The organism is Pseudomonas sp. 2 (assembly GCF_056627435.1).
Genome location: NZ_JBWXNG010000021.1, coordinates 73,188 through 91,707, shown reverse-complemented (window position 1 = coordinate 91,707; position 18,520 = coordinate 73,188). Strand labels below are relative to the sequence as shown.

The following is an 18,520-nucleotide window of genomic DNA, read 5'->3' as shown; positions in this document are numbered from 1 at the left end:
ATTTCGAACATTGAAGGTACTCACAACAAAATCAGCTAAACGTAAGTCGGAAAGGGAATCAAGAATAAAATTGCTGATCTTGGACAATAGGAATTGCCCTACACTTGAAATAGCGCACCCCTACAAACTTCAAACTCATGACTGACTTAATATACCGATATAGAGTCGTCAGCCTTTTTCAATGCGATTGCGCCCTTCGTTTTTGGCCCGGTACAGCGCCTGGTCCGCGCGCTTGAGAACCACGTCGCTGCGCTCGCCGGGCCGGAAGGTGGTGACGCCCATCGAAACGGTAATGGTGACCGGCTCACCCTTGAAGTGAAACGGGGATTGCTCGACCGCTTCGCGCAGACGCTCGAGCAACACCAACCCTTCGGCCATCTGGGTGTGCGGCAGCAGGACGACGAATTCCTCGCCGCCGAAACGGGCGATGAAATCCGACGTACGCAGCCGCTTCGCCCACTGGTTGGCGACGATCTTCAAGACCTTGTCGCCGGCCAGATGTCCATAGCCATCATTGATGCGCTTGAAATGGTCCAGATCGAGGATACCCAGCAGCAGGCTGGATTTGTGTTTGTCTAGCTGCTCGATCTCGTGATCCAGCCGCTCGTTCCACGCCGCTCGGTTGGGCAGGCCGGTCAGGGTGTCGACCAACGCCTTCTGCCGCTGTTCTTCGAGGTTGGCACGGAAGCCCAAGGCTTCCTGCTCCATGGTTGCTACGCGGCCGGCCAGCGACTGGAGCCGCGAGGCGACTTCCTGCTCGCGCTCGTCGCGCTGCTTCTGGTGCTCGTCCATGGTGCTGAGCAGGCCTTCGAGGCGGCTTTCCAGCACGCTCTTGAGGCTGGTGAGGTCCGACGCTTCCTGCACGCTGCTCTGCAGATCGCCTACATGCTCACGTAACTGGTCGGTCATTTCCCGGGAAGCGGACTGCTGGCCCGCATGATCTTCAGTGGCCGCCAGCAGGTTGCTCTGGAACGAAGCCAGACGCTCGTTCAACTGCTTGAGGTAGCGCTCAAACTCGTGTTGCTCGCTGTTGGTGATTGCCAGCATCAGCACTGCAAGATCGTCGAGGATCGGCAGCAGTTCGTACCAGTTCAGCCCGTGTTGCAAGCGCACGCGCATGGCCTCGGCCTGCGGGCGGTGATGTTCGGGCAGGGTCAGGTCATCGAGCAGGCCCAGCAGCGTCTCTTCGATGTGTGCGGCGACCGAGCTGTAGCTGGGTTCGGGCGAGGAGGGCAGCGCATAGGGGCCGTCTTCCTCTTCTTCGGACTCGGCCTCGTCGACCAGACCTTGCTCTTCGACGACAGCTTCAGCGTCCGGGCTGTCTTCAATGACGGGTTCAGCGTCTTCAGTCGCTTCCGGCGCCTCGACTTCCTGCTCGTCGATTGCCGCTTCGGCCTGTTCGATGGCCTGCTCTTCGCTGGCAGGCGTGGCCTCAATCACGGCCTCAACGGGCTCGACTACAGGCGCGCTGGAGTCCGCAGAAATCGCTTCAACGGATTCAGGCTGCTCAACGGGTTCAGCGGGTAAAGGTGCTTCGATTTCAGGCGCTAGGGCCAGTGGAGTCACAGGCTCGGGAATTGTCGGCTCGGCAGACACGACGACGGCAGGCGCAGGGGTAACCTGATGATCCTCGCGCTCGACGACAGCAGATGGCGGCTCCGGCGCTGCCAAAGGGCTCGCAGCGGCGGGTTCTGCAATCGCCGATGAAGCTGCAGGCGCTGCTGCAACGGGTTGCTCTGCAGCATCGGGCTCATTGCCCTGCGTACCTTCACGACCGCCAAACAGGCGCTGCAAGAATCCCGGCCGCGCGACCTCCTCAGGATGTTCCAATTGAGAGAGGGCCTGGCCCTGCAAGCCACTGAGCTCACTCAGCAGCAGCGGCAGTTCGCGAGCCTGGGTGACCCGGTCTTCGAGGTTCTTGGCGAAACGCTTGAGGGGCTTGGCGACTTCCCGGGGCAGCGGCAGGGTTTGCAGTTGCGTGACCAGCGCGGTCAGCGCCGTGCCCATTTGCTCGACGCGCTGTTCGCGACGCTGCTCGGAATCGAGCACAGCCTTTTCCAAGCGGGGGATCAGCGCGGCCAAGCCGGCGTCCATGTCGTCCTTGCGCACGACTTCGCGCATTTCCTTCATGCACTGGTCGACCGCCTTGTCGGCGCCCTCGGCCGCCAGACTGCTGCGCACAAGACCGCGCCGCAGCAAGTCGAGGCGGGCGTTCCAGCGCTTTTCGAGCTTGTCTTGTTGCTCGATGCTCTTGAGGTACTTTTCTTTCCAGCGTTCGGCTTCGTCGCTCATTCCGAGGATCCGCGAGGAGATGGGCTTGTTATCGGCAGGGAGTCCCCAATTAATGAGGCCGGCAAGCGAATCTCCACCGCGACAGGCAGATGATCGGAGATGGGCTGAGCCAGAACCTGCACTTTCTCAAGTGTCAGCGTCGGGCTCAAGAGGATGTGGTCCAGGCAACGCTGGGGGCGCCAGCTGGGAAAGGTCGCCTCGATCTGCGGCGCAAGCAGGCCCAGATCACGCAGGGGCGAGGTTTCCAGCAAGTCGGCAGCGTGGGTATTCATGTCGCCCATCAGCACATGGTGCCGATAGCCGCTGATGAGTTCACGAATGTAAGCCAGTTGGCGGGTGCGGGTACGGGCGCCAAGGGCCAGGTGCATGACCACCACGGCCAGCGCGTCTTCGCCTTCGCCAAAGCGCACGAGAATCGCGCCGCGCCCTGCAGGGCCTGGCAAGGGGTGGTCTTCGATGTCCTGAGGGCGCAAACGGCTCAGCACGCCATTGCTGTGCTGGGCGAAGCGTCCAAGATTGCGATTGAGCTGTTGATGCCAGTAGGGGAAAGCCCCGAGCTGGGCCAGGTGCTCGACCTGATTGACGTAGCCTGACCTCAGGCTGCCGCCATCGGCTTCCTGCAGCGCAACCAGATCGTAGTCGCTGAGCAGGTTGCCGATCTTCTGCAGATTGCCGGCCCGCCCCGTGTGCGGCAGCAGGTGCTGCCAGCCACGGGTCAGGTAATGCCGGTAGCGCTGGGTACTGATGCCCACCTGAATGTTGAAGCTGAGCAGGCGTAGGCGACCATCGGCCGGCAGCCCGGTCTGCTCGAGGTGGCGCTCGTTGACCTTCGGTGTATGCCGGGCAACGGTGCGTTCACTACCCCAGCGCGTCATGGCCAGTGCTTACTGCTTGGTCAGCGTGGCGCGTTCTTTGGCGATCAGCTGATCGGCCACTTCCAGGGTCTGCTCAGGACCGCCGGCCGAGGCCAGGTCAAAACGGTACTTGCCGTTGACGATCATGGTCGGAACGCCGGAAATCTCATACTTCTTGGCCAGTTCCTTGTACTGGGCGATCTTGCCCTTCACCGCGAACGAGTTGAAGGTTTCCAGGAACTTGGTCTTGTCCACGCCCTGAGTGGCGACGAATTCGGCCATGTCGTTCGGGTCGGTCAGACGCTTGCCGCCTTTCTGGATGGCATCGAACACGGCGGTGTGGACTTTCTTCTCGACACCCATGGTGTCCAGGGTGATGAACAGCTGGCCGTGGGCATCCCATGGGCCGCCGAACATCGCAGGAATGCGGATGAAGTGAACGTCGGCCGGCAGTTTTTCAATCCACGGATTGATGGTCGGCTCGAAGGCGTAGCAGTGTGGGCAGCCGTACCAGAACATCTCGACGACTTCGATCTTGCCTGGCTCGGAAACCGGGACGGCGCTGCTCAGCTGGACATATTGCTTGCCAGCCTCGATAGGTTCGGCAGCCTGGGCGGTCAGACCGAACAGGCTGGTGAACACCAGAGCGGCGCTGAGAATCAGATTACGCATGCTTAACTCCTGGGCATGAAAGGTCACCTCGATGGCGTTTTTGGACCGGGCGAGATGATGTGAGTTCGCAAGTGTAACGCTTGCGCGCATAAAAAAGGGCAGCCGTTCGCTACCCTTTTTGGCCCGTCCGGGCGGGAAAGATAAACACGCGCAAATCCTTCTGGCTCGGGGCCTGCGCGTTAATCTGGCGTTAATGCAGACCCTGTATGTACGCCGACAGCGCGTCGATGTCCTTGTTGCTGAGTTTGGACGCGATCGTGCGCATGACCATGGTGTCGCCGTCATTGGTGCGCTCGCCTTCGCGGAATGCCGTGAGCTGTTTCTTCACGTAATCGGCATGTTGCCCACCCAGATGCGGAAAGCCTGCGGCGGCGTTACCCGCGCCATTGGGCGAATGGCAGCCGGTACAGGCGGGCATGCCCTGATCGAGCTTGCCACCGCGGAACAGCGCCTCGCCTCGGGCGACCAGGTTCGGATCAGCCGCACCGACGCTGCCGCGCTGGCTGGAAAAGTAGGCAGCGATGTCGGCCAGGTCCTGCTCGTTGAGGTTGTTGAGCAGGCCGGTCATTTCCAGCACCACGCGCTTGCCGTCCTTGATCTCGTGCAGTTGCTTGAGCAGGTAACGCTGGCCCTGGCCAGCCAGTTTCGGGAAATTGGGCGCCATACTGTTGCCGTCCGGCCCGTGGCAGGCGCCACAGACGGCGGTCTTGGCCTGACCCGCAGCGGGGTCGCCGACCGGCACATCGGCCGCTTGAGAAGTACCAGAAATGCCCGAAATCAACAGCAGACTCACCAGTAGTTTGTTCATCGGCTAATCCAATACGGCTAAGGTGAAATGTAAACTACGTTTTCTGAACGTTTTCTTATGGGTCTAATGGTAGTTCCACTTCGCCGAACTTCATCCCCGAACGCGACAAAGCACACACAAAATCTGCGGCATTATATACTTGCGCCCATCAATCGGACCGACACCCTCGCTGCCGCCCCCGTGCGCCCGCGCCCTCACCGGATATCCCATGCAACTGAAAAACCCGATCCTCGGCCTGTGCCAACAAGCCAAGTTCATGCTCAGCGCCGCCAAAGTCGACCAGTGCCCCGACGACGAAGGCTTCGAAGTCGCCTTCGCCGGGCGCTCCAACGCCGGTAAATCCAGCGCGCTGAACACCCTGACCCACGCAAGCCTGGCCCGCACCTCGAAAACCCCGGGGCGCACGCAGTTGCTGAACTTCTTCAGTCTGGACGACGATCGCCGCCTGGTCGATTTGCCGGGCTACGGTTATGCCAAGGTGCCGATTCCGCTCAAACAGCACTGGCAGCGCCACCTGGAAGCCTATCTGGGCAGTCGCGAGAGCCTCAAAGGCCTGATTCTGATGATGGACATCCGTCACCCGATGACCGACTTCGACACCCTGATGCTCGACTGGGCCATTGCCAGCGGCATGCCGATGCACATCCTGCTGACCAAGGCCGACAAACTGACCTACGGCGCCGCCAAGAACACCCTGCTCAAGGTGCAGTCCGAGATTCGCAAGGGCTGGGGCGATGCCGTCACCATCCAGCTGTTCTCCGCGCCCAAGCGCATGGGCCTGGAAGAGGCCTACACCGTGCTGGCCGACTGGATGGAACTGGAAGACAAGGCGCCGGCGGCCTGAATCGCAGGCAAAAAAAACCCCGGACTTCATATGGGGAGGGGAAGTTCGGGGTCCAAGTCCAGACCACTAGGGAGAGGTCCGGATATCTGCCAACACTTAACACAACATAGGAGCATGAGCGGCTACGTCAGCCACTCGCAAACTCTGACCGGGCAATGTCCGCGGAAGTTCAAAATCCGCGGAAATTTAATGTTGGCCACGCAGGTCAGGGCTTTTGATTCTGCCCGAAGGGCGTGGGAGCCGGCTTGCTGGCGAATGCGTCAGATCAGGCACCGTGATGGTGAATGAACAACCGTATTCGCCAGCAAGCCGGCTCCCACAGAAGGCGCAACTGGCCTCAATACCGTTGCGCCATCAATGCGCCTCGTCCCAATTATCCCCCACGCCCACCTCGACCAGCAGCGGCACGTCCAGGCTCGCCGCGCCGCTCATGTGCACGCGGATTTCCTGGCTGACCTGCTCGACCAGGTCCTCACGCACTTCAAGCACCAGTTCGTCGTGCACTTGCAGGATCACGCGGGCGTCCAGGCCTGAGGCGTCGAGCCAGCTGTTCACCGCGATCATGGCACGCTTGATGATGTCGGCAGCGGTGCCCTGCATTGGCGCGTTGATGGCCTTTCGCTCATCGGCGTTGCGCAGGTTCGAGTTCTTGGCATTGATGTTCGGCAGGTACAGGCGCCGGCCAAAAATGGTCTCCACGAAACCGTGTTCGGCGGCCTGGGCGCGGGTACGTTCCATGTATTCCCGCACGCCGGGGTAGCGGGCGAAGTAGCGGTCCACATACGCTTGCGACTGCTTGCGATCGACACCGACCTGCTTGGCCAGGCCGACGGCGCCCATGCCGTAGATCAGGCCGAAGTTGATGGCCTTGGCGCTGCGGCGCATGTCGGTGGTCACGTCAGCCAGGTCGACGCCGAATACTTCTGCTGCCGTTGCCCGGTGTACGTCCAGATTGTTGCGGAAAGCGTCCAGCAAGCCCTGATCTTTTGCCAGGTGAGCCATGATCCGCAGCTCGATCTGTGAATAGTCCGCCGCCAGGAGTTTGTAGCCTTTGGGCGCGATGAATGCCTGGCGGACTCGGCGCCCCTCTGCAGTACGCACCGGAATGTTCTGCAGGTTCGGGTCTTTGGAAGACAGGCGCCCGGTATCAGCGACCGCCTGGTGATAGGTGGTGTGAATCCGCCCGGTACGTGGGTTGATCTGCTCCGGCAGGCGATCGGTGTAGGTGCTTTTCAGCTTGCTCACCGTGCGGTATTGCATCAGCACCGTGGGCAGCGGGAATCCTTGCTCGGCCAGCTCGTCGAGCACAGCTTCAGCGGTGGACGGCTGGCCGGTGGCGGTCTTGCTGATGATCGGCATGCCGAGCTTTTCATAAAGAATCACGCCCAGTTGCTTGGGCGAACCGAGGTTGAACTCCTCGCCGGCAATGCTGAACGCCTCACGCTCAAGGGCCGTCATGGTGCTGCCCAACTCGACGCTCTGAATGCCCAGCAGGTTGGCATCGACCAGTGCACCTTGACGCTCGATGCGCGCCAGCACAGGCATCAACGGCATCTCGATGTCGTTCAATACGGGGGCCAGCGTCGGAATCTTGCCGAGTTTGTCCTGCAGTATTTCGTGCAGACGCAAGGTCAGGTCCACTTCTTCGGCGGCGTAGGTGCCTGCCTGCTCCAGGGCAATCTGATCGAAGCTCAGTTGCTTGGCGCCCTTGCCCGCGATGTCCTGGAAATTGATCGGTGTGTGATCCAGGTATTTCGCGACCAGGCTGTCACGGTCATGCAGCGTGGCCGTTGAATCGAGCACATAGGACTCCAGCGTCGTGTCGAATTTCACGCCCTGCACCTGGATGCCCTGGCTTTGATCGCCGTCGATGGCGCAATTGGCCAGCAGGTTGATCGCGAACTTGGCGTGCTGTCCGACCTTGATCTTGCCCGCGTCTTCCAGGATCGGCTTGACGGCCTTGAGCACGGCATCGCGATCCAGTTGCTGCGGGACGCCCATGTAGGAGTGGGTCAGCGGGATGTAGCAAGCCTCGTGGGTCTTGATCGCAAACGACAAGCCGACGACCTGGGCGCGCTGGGCGTCGGTGCCATTGCTTCGCACCACGAAGGCCAACAATTCTGCGCCTTGCAGTTTCTTCAGCCACGCGTCGAACTGGGCCTGCTCCAGGATCAATTCATACCTGGCCTCGACCGTCGGAGCAGGCTCTTGCGTTTGAACGGCGGCGATCACAGTGCCTTCCTGCTTGGCCTCGCGCTGCAGGTCGTTGATCCAGCTCTTGAACTCAAGCTCGGTGTACAGCGCCAGCAGCGCTTCGCGATCCGGCTCGCCGCAGTGCAGGGCGTCCAGTTCGATGTCCAGCGGCACGTCGACCTTGATGGTCGCCAGTTGGTAGGAAAGGAAAGCCATTTCCTTGTGCTCTTCGAGCTTGGCCGGCAGCGTCTTGGCGCCACGGATCGCCAGGGTCGGGACCTTGTCGAGGTTTTCGTACAGCTCTTTCAGGCCGCCGCCGATCCCGACCAACAGGCCAGTGGCGGTTTTTTCACCAACGCCGGGAACGCCGGGGATATTGTCGACTTTGTCGCCCATCAGCGCGAGATAATCGATGATGTGCTCGGGACCGACGCCGAATTTCTCTTTCACGCCAGCCACGTCCATCACGCTACCGGTCATGGTGTTGACCAGCGTAATGTGCGCGTCGACCAGCTGCGCCATGTCCTTGTCGCCGGTGGAGATGATCACCGGGCGGTCGGCTGCGGCACTGCTGCGCGCCAAGGTGCCGATCACGTCGTCGGCCTCGACGCCTTCGACGCACAACAGCGGATAACCCAGCCCCTTCACGCAGTTGTGCAGGTAGTCGATCTGCACGCGCATGTCATCGGGCATGCTGGGGCGGTTGGCCTTGTATTCGGCAAACATCTCATCGCGGAACGTGCCGCCTTTGGCGTCGAACACGACGGCAAACGGGCTGTCCGGATATTGCTTGCGCAGGCTTTTGAGCATGTTCAGCACGCCCTTGACCGCGCCGGTGGGCAGGCCCTTGGAGGTGGTGAGCGGCGGCAGCGCGTGGAAAGCGCGGTACAGGTAAGAAGAACCGTCCACCAGGACGAGGGGCGCAAGACTCATGCAGGATCAACCTTTTCGGCGGGGTCGGCGCTAGAATGCGAGGACCGTTGACGACAAAGGAGCAAGGTTATCATGCGCACGCTAAATCGCCTGTTACTGGTCAGTCTGATGGTTACTTGCCCGCCGTTGGCGTTGGCCGCAGAAGACGAGGCGCCGTCCGCCGAACCTGACGTCACGATCCGCAAGGACGGTGACAACTTCGTGCAGGAATACAAGGCGAACGGCTTCGTTTATGCAGTCAAAATAACGCCAAAATACGGCAAGCCGTACTATCTGGTACGCGCTGACGGCACCAGCGGTCAATTCATTCGGGCCGATCAGCCGGACATGCTGATCCCCCAATGGGTATTATTCAGCTGGTAGGCCTTACATTCACCTTTTGCTGGCAGTGTTCATATGTCCGTTTTTACTCCTCTGGCTCGGCCCGAGCTGGAAGTTTTTCTCGCCCCCTACGGGCTGGGTCAACTGCGTGATTTTCAGGGCATTGCCGCCGGAAGTGAAAACACCAACTTCTTCATCAGCATGGAGCAGGGCGAGTACGTCCTGACGCTGGTCGAACGCGGCCCCGTGCAGGAAATGCCGTTCTTCATCGAACTGCTGGACGTCCTGCACGACGCCGACCTGCCCGTGCCGTACGCCCTGCGCACCACCGACGGCCAGGCCCTGCGCGAGCTCAAGGGCAAGCCGGCACTGTTGCAGCCACGCCTGTCGGGCAAGCACCCGACCGAACCCAACACCCAGCATTGCGTGCAGATCGGCGAATTGCTGGCGCACATGCACCTGGCCACCCGCGACAAGCCCATCGAGCGCAAGACCGATCGCGGCCTGGACTGGATGCTGGAAGAGGGCCGCAATTTTATCTCACACCTGGGCGAAGCCGATGGCGCGCTGTTGAAGAAGTCGGTGGATGAAATTGCCCGCGAGCAGGCGAAGATCATGGCCTTGCCACGGGCCAACGTGCACGCCGATCTGTTCCGCGACAACACGCTGTTCGAAGGCACGCACCTGACCGGCGTGATCGACTTCTACAACGCCTGCTCCGCGCCGATGCTGTACGACGTGGCCATTGCGGTGAATGACTGGTGTTCGTTCGAAGACGGCGCCATCGATGCGCCACGGGCGCGCGCACTGCTGGGCGCCTACGCGGCCTTGCGCCCGTTCACCGCCGCAGAAGCCGAACTGTGGGCGACCATGCTGCGCGTGGGTTGCGTGCGTTTCTGGCTGTCGCGGCTGATCGCCGCCGAGAGTTTTGCCGGGCAGGACGTCTTGATTCACGACCCATCGGAGTTCGGCAAGCGCCTGCAACAGCGTCAGGACGTGCACCTTCCGCTGCCGTTTGCGTTGTAACGATCAGACAACGGATACCTGCTGCGCCTCGGCATCCCGGGCATGACGCAAAACCACTGTAGGAGCGAATTCATTCGCGATGCGGTGGTTCAGGCAACACATCCTTGTAGCCTGAGCCATTGTTCGCGAATGAATTCGCTCCTACAGATGTTCATCCGCGCAATGTCCTGGTGTTACAGGCTTTCCAGGCACCCCGCCAGATCATCCGCCAGCTTGCTCAGCAGCTGCTCATACCCTTGCGCCGTCGCCGGCGTGTAGCCGCCCAGCCCATCCAGTTCCGCCAATTTCACCGGCAACCCGGCGCTCAAGGTGTCGGCCAGCTTCGGACGCAGTGGTGGCTCGCTGAACACGCAGGTCTTGCCGTACTCCGCCAGACGCGCGCGCATGGCTGCGACGTGTTGCGCACCCGGCTGCACTTCATGGCTGACCGCGAACACACCCGCATGCTGGATGCCATAGGCCTCTTCGAAGTAGTCGAAAGCTTCGTGAAACACGAAGTATTTCTTGTCGGCGATGTCTGCCACACGCTGTTTGATTTTCGCGTCCAGCGCGTCCATCCGCGCATCGAAGGCCTTGACGTTGCTGTCATAGCGCGCGGCGTTGGCCGGGTCGGCCTGGCTCAGGTCGGCGGCCATTTTCGCGGCGATGACCCGGGCGTTGACGGTCGATAGCCACAGATGCGCGTCGATGCTGCCGGGGCGATGGTCGTGATCGTGCTCATCGTCATCTCCGTCATCGTCGTGATGGTCGTTGCTGGCAACGAAATGACGCAAATGCATGCCCGGCAAGCCCTGCACCGCCACCGAGGCCTTGTTGCGACCGCTCAATACGCGGGGCAGGAAGGTTTCCATGTCCGGGCCGATCCAGTACAGCAGGTCGACATCCTGCACGCGCCGTACGTCGGAAGGGCGCAGGGCGTAGTTATGCGGCGAAGCGCCCGGTGGCAGCAGCACTTCGGGCACCGCCACGCCATCCTGCACGGCCGCAGCGATCAGCTGCAGCGGCTTGATGCTGGTCAGCACGCGAACGTCGGCCTGGGCGGTGGAAATAGCGGAAAAACCGGTGATGAAAACGACAAAAAATGAAAAAAGTCGGAACACGATGACCACTCATGGGGGCAGGAACGGGTAACATAATAACGTCTCTATCAATAGTCGTCGCCGCCCATGTCCAAAACACCGCTGGCCAGCCGCCCCCACGATCACTCTCATTGCGTGCACAGCGCCCTCGCCGAGGCCGATGCCTTGTGCGCCGGCAAAGGCCTGCGCCTGACCGCGCTGCGTCGTCGCGTGCTGGAGCTGGTCTGGCAGAGCCACAAGCCGCTGGGCGCCTACGACATTCTCGCGGTGCTGAGCGAGGAAGATGGCCGCCGCGCGGCGCCGCCGACGGTGTACCGCGCACTGGACTTCCTGCTGGAGCACGGCCTGGTGCACCGCATCGCCTCGCTCAACGCCTTTGCCGGCTGCAACCACCCGACCCACGCGCATCAGGGCCAGTTCCTGATCTGCCGCGAATGCCACGCCGCCATCGAGCTGCAACATGGCGCAATCAGTTCGGCGATCGTCAGTGCCGCCAACGAGGTCGGCTTTGCCGTGGAATCCCAGACCGTCGAAGTCGTCGGGGTGTGCGCTGGCTGCAAGGCTGCGTGATGAGCGACGCACTGATCCGCCTGAACAACGTCAGCGTCACCCGCTCAGGCCAAAGCGTGCTGGACAACATTGCGCTGAGCGTCAGCCCCGGCGAAATCGTCACGCTGATCGGCCCCAACGGCGCGGGCAAGACCACCCTGGTGCGCGCCGTGCTGGGCTTGCTCAAGCCCGATTCGGGCGAAGTGTGGCGCAAGCCGAAGCTGCGCGTGGGTTACATGCCGCAAAAGCTGCATGTGGACGCGACGCTGCCGCTCTCGGTGCTGCGCTTCCTGCGGCTGGTGCCGGGCGTCGACCGCGACACCGCCTTGGCGGCGCTGGTGGAAGTCGGCGCCGAGAAAGTCATCGACAGCCCGTTGCAGGGTATTTCCGGCGGCGAGATGCAGCGGGTCCTGCTGGCCCGGGCGCTGCTGCGCGAGCCTGAATTGCTGGTGCTCGACGAACCCGTGCAAGGCGTCGACGTGGCCGGCCAGGCCGAGCTGTATGCGCTGATCACCCAACTGCGCAATCGCCATCAGTGCGGCGTGCTGATGGTCTCCCACGACCTGCATCTGGTGATGAGCACCACCGATCAGGTGGTCTGCCTGAACCGCCACGTCTGCTGTTCCGGCCACCCCGAGCAGGTCAGCAACGATCCGGCGTTCGTCGAGCTGTTCGGCCAGAACGCGCCGAGCCTGGCGATTTATCACCACCACCACGATCACGCCCACGACCTGCACGGCGAGGTCTGCCAGCCCGCACCGGCCGCCGATCACGCCCACGATCACGCGCATCCGCACAACCACACTCACGACCACGGGGACAGCTGCAAGCATGGCTGACTTTTTACTCTATGCCTTGCTCGCAGGCCTCGCGCTGGCCGTGGTGGCCGGCCCTCTGGGCTCGTTCGTGGTGTGGCGGCGCATGGCCTATTTTGGCGACACCCTGTCCCATGCCGCGCTGCTCGGCGTCGCGCTGGGCTTTCTGCTGGACATCAGCCCGACCATCGCCGTGACCGTCGGCTGCCTGTTGCTGGCCATCCTGCTGGTGACCCTGCAACAACGCCAGCCGCTGGCCTCGGACACCCTGCTGGGGATTCTCGCGCCGAGCACGCTGTCGCTCGGCCTTGTGGTGCTGAGCTTCATGCGCGACGTGCGCATCGACCTGATGGGCTACCTGTTCGGCGACCTGCTGGCGATCAGCCCGACCGATCTTGCCTGGATTCTCGGCGGCAGCGCGGCGGTGCTGGTGCTGATCTGCGCGCTCTGGCGGCCGCTGCTGGCGATTACCGTGCACGAAGAACTGGCCACCGTCGAAGGCCTACCGGTGGCCACGCTGCGCATGACGCTGATGCTGCTGATTGCCGTGGTGATCGCCGTGGCGATGAAAATCGTCGGTGTGTTGCTGATTACTTCGCTGCTGATCATCCCCGCCGCTGCGGCACAACGTCACGCCCGTTCGCCCGAGCAGATGGCCCTGGGCGCAAGCGTCATCGGCATCCTCGCCGTGTGCGGAGGGCTGGCGCTTTCCTGGTTCAAGGACACCCCCGCCGGGCCCTCTATCGTGGTGTCCGCAGCCGCGCTGTTCCTGCTGAGTTTCCTTTTGCCCAAGCGGTAGAACCTTGTACTGGAAACAGGGTCATACTCGGCAATAATTGAATGGCGGCATTTTGCGATGATACGGGCCAATGATGCAGGCACTGACCTGTTGCAAGGCCGCCGATGTCGATCAGTTATTTTCGGTGCAAGGCACTTTTGTGTAGACTTGCTCGTTTTTTGCGCAAATAGAGAATCGCAGGAATGAAGCCGTTCCCATCCCGTTATCTGCTGCTTGCTGCATTTTCCATCGTGTTGACCGCCTGCCAGAGCAAGCCCGTCGAGGAGCCTGCCGCCGTAGCGGCGCCCGATGCGTACCAGCAGCTGGAACAGAACATCGCCAGCAGCGAACTGGCCACCGCTGAAGATCAGCTGGCCGCGCTGCAAGCCAAGGATCCGGACGACCCGCGCCTGGAACAGCTTCAGCGCGAACTGGCCGAGGCGTACCTGAGCCGCAGCCAGATCGTGCTGCAGAAGGGTGATGTGAACGCAGCTGCCACCGCTCTGAGCCGCGCCCGCGCGCTGATGCCCAAGGCACCGGCGCTGACCAGTGGCGTCAACGGCGCCATCGCCCACGCGCGCAAGGCCGAGCTGGACAAGGCCGAAGCCGAGCTGCGCGCCGCCGAAGCGAAACGCAACGCGAAAATCATCGACCCGACCGTGGAAAGCACCACGATCAAACTGAAGATCGACGATTCGCGACAAATGCGTCGCCAACTCAACGACATTGCTGCCGATGTCACGGCTTTCAACTGCGAAGTGATAGTGCAGGTTCCGCGTACCGACGACTACCCCTGGCTGGCCACCTTGCTGACCAAGCGCGTGAGCAAGATCAACCCGGATTTCGAGTTGCAGATCCAGCGCGAGATCGAGAAGACCGAGCCTGCGCAGATCATTCTCAAGCCCGCAAAGCTGTAGATTGCTTTTTGTGGGAGCCGGCTTGCTGGCGAATGCGACATGTCAGCCAACACAGCGTTGAATGACACACCGCTTTCGCCAGCAAGCCGGCTCCCACAGGTCTGAATCCTGTCTCAAGCCGGAATCGCTTTTGCCTTGGGCTCTCGCGCCCAGACACGATGCTGCTGGATCGAAGCAAAAAACCCCTTGAACGACGTGCTGTCCGACACCGCCAGCAGCCCCGCGTCCGCCTCCAGGTGCAACGAATCGATCAAACCCTTGGCATCCCCGGCATAAGCAATCGCCTTCAAATGCTTATAGGCTTCAAGCACGTAATGCAGCGCCACGCCGTCGCCGCTCAGGACCTTGATCGACGCGCCGCCCGGGATGAACACCGCATCGAAGATGACCGACGGCATGCCCTCCATCGACGCATCCACCGCCAGGGTTTTCCCGCCCGCCGTCTTGACCGGCGCCGAGGTCGGCCCCAGCACCTTGGCGTGAGCGGCCTCGGCTTCCAGCGCTGCCTTCATCGCAGCCACGGCTTTGTCGTCGACCCCATCGGCCACCAGAATCGCTACTTTGCGTGAAGCGATATCGGGCACCAGCAGGTTGGCCTGGCTGAGCAGCGGCGATTTGTCGACCGTTGGCTTGCCGGTCTTCTGCGCTTTCACGGTTGGGCCCTTGGGCGCTGGCAAACCCAGATTTTCCGCCACGCGCTTGGCCAGGGTCATGTCGATGTTGGCCAGGATCTCGTTCACCTGCCGCGCGCGGATGTGCTCGCGCTCGACCTTGCCCAGCTCGAAGCTGTAGGCGGCGATGATGTGTTCCTGCTCATGCTCGCTCATGCTGTTGAAGAACAGCGTGGCCTGCGAGAAGTGATCGCCGAACGAAGGGCTGCGCTCACGCACCTTGTGCGCCTCGATACGCTCCTGATAACTCTCGAAGCCGCCGTCCTGCGGGCCAGCCGGGGTTTCCTTCGGCCAGCCGCCATCGATGGAGTTGGGCTCGTAGGACGCGCGGCCCTTGTCGATGGTCATGCGATGCTGGGCGTCGCGCTGGCCGCTGTGGTTGGGCGCGACCGGGCGGTTGATCGGGATCTCGTGAAAATTCGGCCCGCCCAGTCGGCTGATTTGCGTATCGGTGTAGGAAAACAGCCGGCCTTGCAGCAGCGGGTCGTTGGAGAAGTCGATGCCCGGCACGATATGCCCAGGACAGAACGCCACCTGCTCGGTTTCGGCGAAGTAGTTGTCGGGGTTGCGGTTGAGCACCATCTTGCCCAGCGGAGTCACCGGCACCATCTCCTCGGGGATGATCTTGGTCGGGTCCAGCAGGTCGAAGTCGAATTTGTGTTCGTCCTCCTCTGCCACGATCTGCACGCCCAGTTCCCATTCCGGGTAATCGCCCGATTCAATGGACTCCCACAGATCCCGGCGATGGTAGTCGGTGTCTTTGCCCGCGAGCTTCTGCGCTTCATCCCACAGCAGCGAACAGGTGCCGTACTTGGGCTTCCAGTGGAATTTCACGAACGAGGCCTGGCCCTCGGCGTTGATCATGCGGAAGGTGTGAATGCCAAAGCCCTGCATGCTGCGCAGATTTTTCGGAATGGCCCGGTCGGACATGGCCCACAGCACCATGTGCGCGGATTCCGGCACCAGCGAGACAAAGTCCCAGAAAGTATCGTGGGCCGAGCCGCCTGTAGGAATCTCGTTATGCGGCTCGGGTTTTACGGCGTGGACGAAGTCAGGAAACTTGATCGCGTCCTGGATGAAAAAGATCGGCATGTTGTTGCCGACCAGATCGTAATTGCCTTCGCCGGTGTAGAACTTCACCGCAAAACCGCGCACGTCGCGCACGGTATCGCCGGAGCCGCGCGGCCCCTGAACCGTGGAAAAACGCACGAACACCGGCGTCTTTTTCCCCGGATCGCGCAGGAATTCAGCCTTGGTCAGCGAGGAATGGTTCTCGTAGCTCTGAAAATAACCATGGGCCGCCGTGCCCCGGGCGTGGACGATACGCTCCGGAATCCGCTCATGGTCAAAATGCGTGATCTTCTCGCGCATGATGAAGTCTTCGAGCAGCGAAGGGCCACGATTACCCGCTTTCAGCGAGTTCTGGTTATCGGCGATTTTCACCCCGTGGTTGGTGCGCAGCGCCTGGCCAGTAGCGTCGGAGCGAAACGGCTCCAGGCTTTGCAGCTTCTCATTGGTGTTACCGCGATCCAGGGTATCGGTGCCCGCCAGTTCGCTTTTCGGGGACTTGCCAGCGGGTGTGGTTTTCTTGGTAGCCATCAGACACAAACTCCTCAGGTTCAGGCGGCTCTCTTCCAGACCTTCTGCTGGCAAAAAGGCATGCAGGAAAAGTCGGTTCGAGCTCGGTAAGCAGAGATTTCCCTGACAAATCACAGGGAGAAATCGCGGCGCTTACTTAGTGACTGAGGAGAAAAATGGCCGTTCCGTGTTTTTTCCAACCTTTGGTCTAACGTTGCCTTGGGCCGTCGGCGCCGTTTTTTATGACCGTTCGGCAGGTCATCTGCCAAATAAATACTAAGAATGCTGGGCCCAACCCCGGCCCGACAGGCTAAAATGCGCGCCCGGTTTATCCAGCCGAGGCGATGAACGGTTGAATTTCGTCAATCGCCCCAGCAGCGTTCGAGACTTTTCTCACGCTGAACTTCTATCGCGCCCCCACAAGGTTCGCTAAGTGATCGAGTTTCATAACGTCCATAAAACCTATCGGGTTGCCGACAGGGAAATTCCCGCGCTGCACCCCACCAGCCTGCGGGTCGAAGACGGCCAGGTGTTCGGCCTGATCGGCCACTCCGGCGCCGGCAAGAGCACCATGCTGCGTCTGATCAACCGTCTGGAAGCCCCGAGCGGCGGCAAGATCGTGGTCGACGGCGTGGATGTCACCGCCCTCGACGCCGATGGCCTGCGCGCCTTCCGCCAGCAGGTCGGGATGATCTTCCAGCACTTCAACCTGCTGTCGTCCAAGACTGTGGCAGACAACGTCGCCATGCCGCTGACCCTGGCCGGGGACATGTCCCGGGCGCAGATCGATCAGCGCGTGACCGAACTGCTGGCGCGGGTCGGGCTGTCTGACCACGCGAAAAAGTATCCGGCGCAGCTGTCGGGCGGCCAGAAGCAGCGCGTCGGCATTGCCCGCGCCCTGGCCACCAAGCCGAAGATTCTGCTGTGCGACGAGGCCACCAGCGCGCTGGACCCGCAGACCACCGCTTCGGTGCTGCAACTGCTGGCCGAGATCAACCGCGAGCTGAAACTGACCATTGTCCTGATCACCCACGAGATGGACGTGATCCGTCGCGTCTGTGATCAGGTGGCGGTGATGGACGCCGGCGTGATCGTCGAGCAGGGCGCGGTGGCCGATGTGTTCCTGCATCCCAAGCATGCGACCACCCGCCGTTTCGTCCAGGAAGACGAGCAGATCGACGAGAACGAACAGAACTCGGACTTCGCTCACGTTCAGGGCCGCATCGTGCGTCTGACGTTCCAGGGCGAAGCGACCTACGCGCCGCTGCTGGGCACCGTCGCCCGGGAAACCGGCGTGGACTACAGCATCCTGGCCGGCCGGATCGACCGCATCAAGGACACTCCCTACGGGCAACTGACGCTGGCCATCACCGGCGGCGACATGGAAGCCGCGTTCGCCCGCTTCACCGCGGCTGACGTTCACATGGAGATCCTGCGCTGATGGACACCCTGCTCACTCTGTTTTCCAACGTCGACTGGTACGAAATCTGGGTCGCCACCGGCGACACCCTGATCATGCTCGGCGTTTCGCTGGCGTTCACCGTGCTACTGGGCCTGCCGCTGGGCGTGCTGATGTTCCTCACCTCGCCGCGCCAACTGCTTGAGAACAAGCCGGTCTACGCCACGGTCGGGCTGATCGTGAACATGCTGCGGGCCTTGCCGTTCATCATCCTGCTGATCGTGATGATGCCGTTGACCGAACTCATCACCGGCACCTCGCTGGGCATCCTCGGCACCCTGCCACCGCTGATCGCCGGCGCCACGCCGTTCTTCGCGCGGCTGGTGGAAACCGCCCTGCGTGAAGTGGATCGCGGCATCATCGAGGCCATTCAGGCGATGGGCGCCACCACCCGGCAGATCATCGTCAAGGCGCTGTTGCCTGAGGCGCGGCCGGGCATTCTGGCGGCGATCACCGTCACGGCCATTGCCCTGGTGTCGTTCACCGCCATGGCCGGTGCCGTGGGCGCGGGCGGCCTGGGCGACCTGGCGATCCGCTACGGTTACCAGCGCTTCCAGAACGATGTGATGTTCGTGACGGTCGTATTGCTGCTGGTGCTGGTGCAGATCCTGCAAACCGTGGGCGACAAGCTGGTCGCGCACTTTTCACACCGCTAAATCGAATTCGCCGGCCCTCATCAAACCGGGCTGGCTGATGCGTGCCACAGGGCGCGCATTTCAAGGAGCAGAGAG

Annotated in this window: 16 protein-coding genes; 9 read left to right on the top strand and 7 right to left on the bottom strand. The window is 61.8% G+C overall.

Going from position 1 to position 18,520, the window contains the following annotated elements; genetic code table 11:
• Window positions 1-168 precede the first annotated feature (168 nt).
• From AC1MEK_RS26710 to AC1MEK_RS26695, 4 genes are all read right to left on the bottom strand, one after another.
• Window positions 169-2,292, bottom strand: coding sequence for a GGDEF domain-containing protein (locus AC1MEK_RS26710; RefSeq protein WP_480399253.1), 2,124 nt, complete (start codon window positions 2,290-2,292; stop codon window positions 169-171).
• Window positions 2,289-3,167, bottom strand: a complete 879-nt coding sequence (locus AC1MEK_RS26705; protein ID WP_480399252.1) for an endonuclease/exonuclease/phosphatase family protein — start codon at window positions 3,165-3,167, stop codon at window positions 2,289-2,291. The genes AC1MEK_RS26710 and AC1MEK_RS26705 overlap by 4 nt, the downstream gene beginning before the upstream one ends.
• 9 nt (window positions 3,168-3,176) lie before the next feature.
• Window positions 3,177-3,818, bottom strand: coding sequence for a thiol:disulfide interchange protein DsbA/DsbL (locus AC1MEK_RS26700; RefSeq protein ID WP_480399251.1), 642 nt, complete (start codon window positions 3,816-3,818; stop codon window positions 3,177-3,179).
• Between the two features lie 190 nt (window positions 3,819-4,008).
• A complete protein-coding gene (locus tag AC1MEK_RS26695) occupies window positions 4,009-4,626 on the bottom strand; it encodes a c-type cytochrome (RefSeq protein ID WP_480399250.1) in 618 nt (205 codons plus the stop codon).
• 208 nt (window positions 4,627-4,834) lie between these two features.
• Between AC1MEK_RS26695 and yihA the strand changes: the two genes are divergently transcribed.
• A complete protein-coding gene (yihA, locus tag AC1MEK_RS26690) occupies window positions 4,835-5,470 on the top strand; it encodes a ribosome biogenesis GTP-binding protein YihA/YsxC (RefSeq protein WP_480399249.1) in 636 nt (211 codons plus the stop codon).
• 354 nt (window positions 5,471-5,824) lie between these two features.
• Here yihA and polA read toward each other — a convergent pair whose 3' ends face one another.
• Complete coding sequence (gene polA, locus AC1MEK_RS26685) at window positions 5,825-8,596, bottom strand: DNA polymerase I (RefSeq protein WP_480399248.1); 2,772 nt, start codon at window positions 8,594-8,596, stop codon at window positions 5,825-5,827.
• A gap of 72 nt (window positions 8,597-8,668) precedes the next feature.
• Between polA and AC1MEK_RS26680 the strand changes: the two genes are divergently transcribed.
• A complete protein-coding gene (locus tag AC1MEK_RS26680; RefSeq protein WP_480399247.1) occupies window positions 8,669-8,959 on the top strand; it encodes a DUF2782 domain-containing protein in 291 nt (96 codons plus the stop codon).
• Window positions 8,960-8,992: 33 nt separating this feature from the next.
• Window positions 8,993-9,943, top strand: a complete 951-nt coding sequence (locus AC1MEK_RS26675; protein WP_480399246.1) for a homoserine kinase — start codon at window positions 8,993-8,995, stop codon at window positions 9,941-9,943.
• A 173-nt stretch (window positions 9,944-10,116) separates the two neighbouring features.
• Here AC1MEK_RS26675 and znuA read toward each other — a convergent pair whose 3' ends face one another.
• The gene (gene znuA / locus AC1MEK_RS26670) at window positions 10,117-11,043 is read right to left on the bottom strand and encodes a zinc ABC transporter substrate-binding protein ZnuA (protein ID WP_480399245.1); all 927 of its coding nucleotides are present in this window, start codon (window positions 11,041-11,043) and stop codon (window positions 10,117-10,119) included.
• Between the two features lie 66 nt (window positions 11,044-11,109).
• Between znuA and zur the strand changes: the two genes are divergently transcribed.
• The 4 genes from zur to AC1MEK_RS26650 all read left to right on the top strand — a co-directional run bounded on the left by zur (window position 11,110) and on the right by AC1MEK_RS26650 (window position 14,081).
• Window positions 11,110-11,592 (top strand): zinc uptake transcriptional repressor Zur, encoded by a 483-nt coding sequence (gene zur, locus AC1MEK_RS26665; protein ID WP_480399244.1) that lies wholly within the window; start codon window positions 11,110-11,112, stop codon window positions 11,590-11,592.
• A complete protein-coding gene (gene znuC / locus AC1MEK_RS26660) occupies window positions 11,592-12,410 on the top strand; it encodes a zinc ABC transporter ATP-binding protein ZnuC (protein ID WP_480399243.1) in 819 nt (272 codons plus the stop codon). Before zur ends, znuC begins: the two co-directional genes overlap by 1 nt.
• Window positions 12,403-13,185: a zinc ABC transporter permease subunit ZnuB gene (gene znuB / locus AC1MEK_RS26655; protein ID WP_480399242.1), complete on the top strand. Its 783-nt coding sequence runs from the start codon at window positions 12,403-12,405 to the stop codon at window positions 13,183-13,185. Before znuC ends, znuB begins: the two co-directional genes overlap by 8 nt.
• Before the next feature lie 182 nt (window positions 13,186-13,367).
• Window positions 13,368-14,081 (top strand): PA5502 family lipoprotein, encoded by a 714-nt coding sequence (locus tag AC1MEK_RS26650; RefSeq protein WP_480399241.1) that lies wholly within the window; start codon window positions 13,368-13,370, stop codon window positions 14,079-14,081.
• A gap of 113 nt (window positions 14,082-14,194) precedes the next feature.
• Here AC1MEK_RS26650 and katE read toward each other — a convergent pair whose 3' ends face one another.
• Entirely contained in the window at window positions 14,195-16,375 is a 2,181-nt protein-coding gene (gene katE / locus AC1MEK_RS26645) for a catalase HPII (RefSeq protein WP_480399282.1), read from the bottom strand.
• A gap of 388 nt (window positions 16,376-16,763) precedes the next feature.
• On the opposite strand from katE, the gene AC1MEK_RS26640 reads away from it, so the two are divergent.
• On the top strand, window positions 16,764-17,771 hold the full coding sequence (locus tag AC1MEK_RS26640; RefSeq protein ID WP_480399240.1) for a methionine ABC transporter ATP-binding protein: 1,008 nt from the start codon (window positions 16,764-16,766) through the stop codon (window positions 17,769-17,771).
• Window positions 17,771-18,445, top strand: coding sequence for a methionine ABC transporter permease (locus AC1MEK_RS26635; RefSeq protein ID WP_480399239.1), 675 nt, complete (start codon window positions 17,771-17,773; stop codon window positions 18,443-18,445). The genes AC1MEK_RS26640 and AC1MEK_RS26635 overlap by 1 nt, the downstream gene beginning before the upstream one ends.
• Window positions 18,446-18,520: the final 75 nt, after the last annotated feature.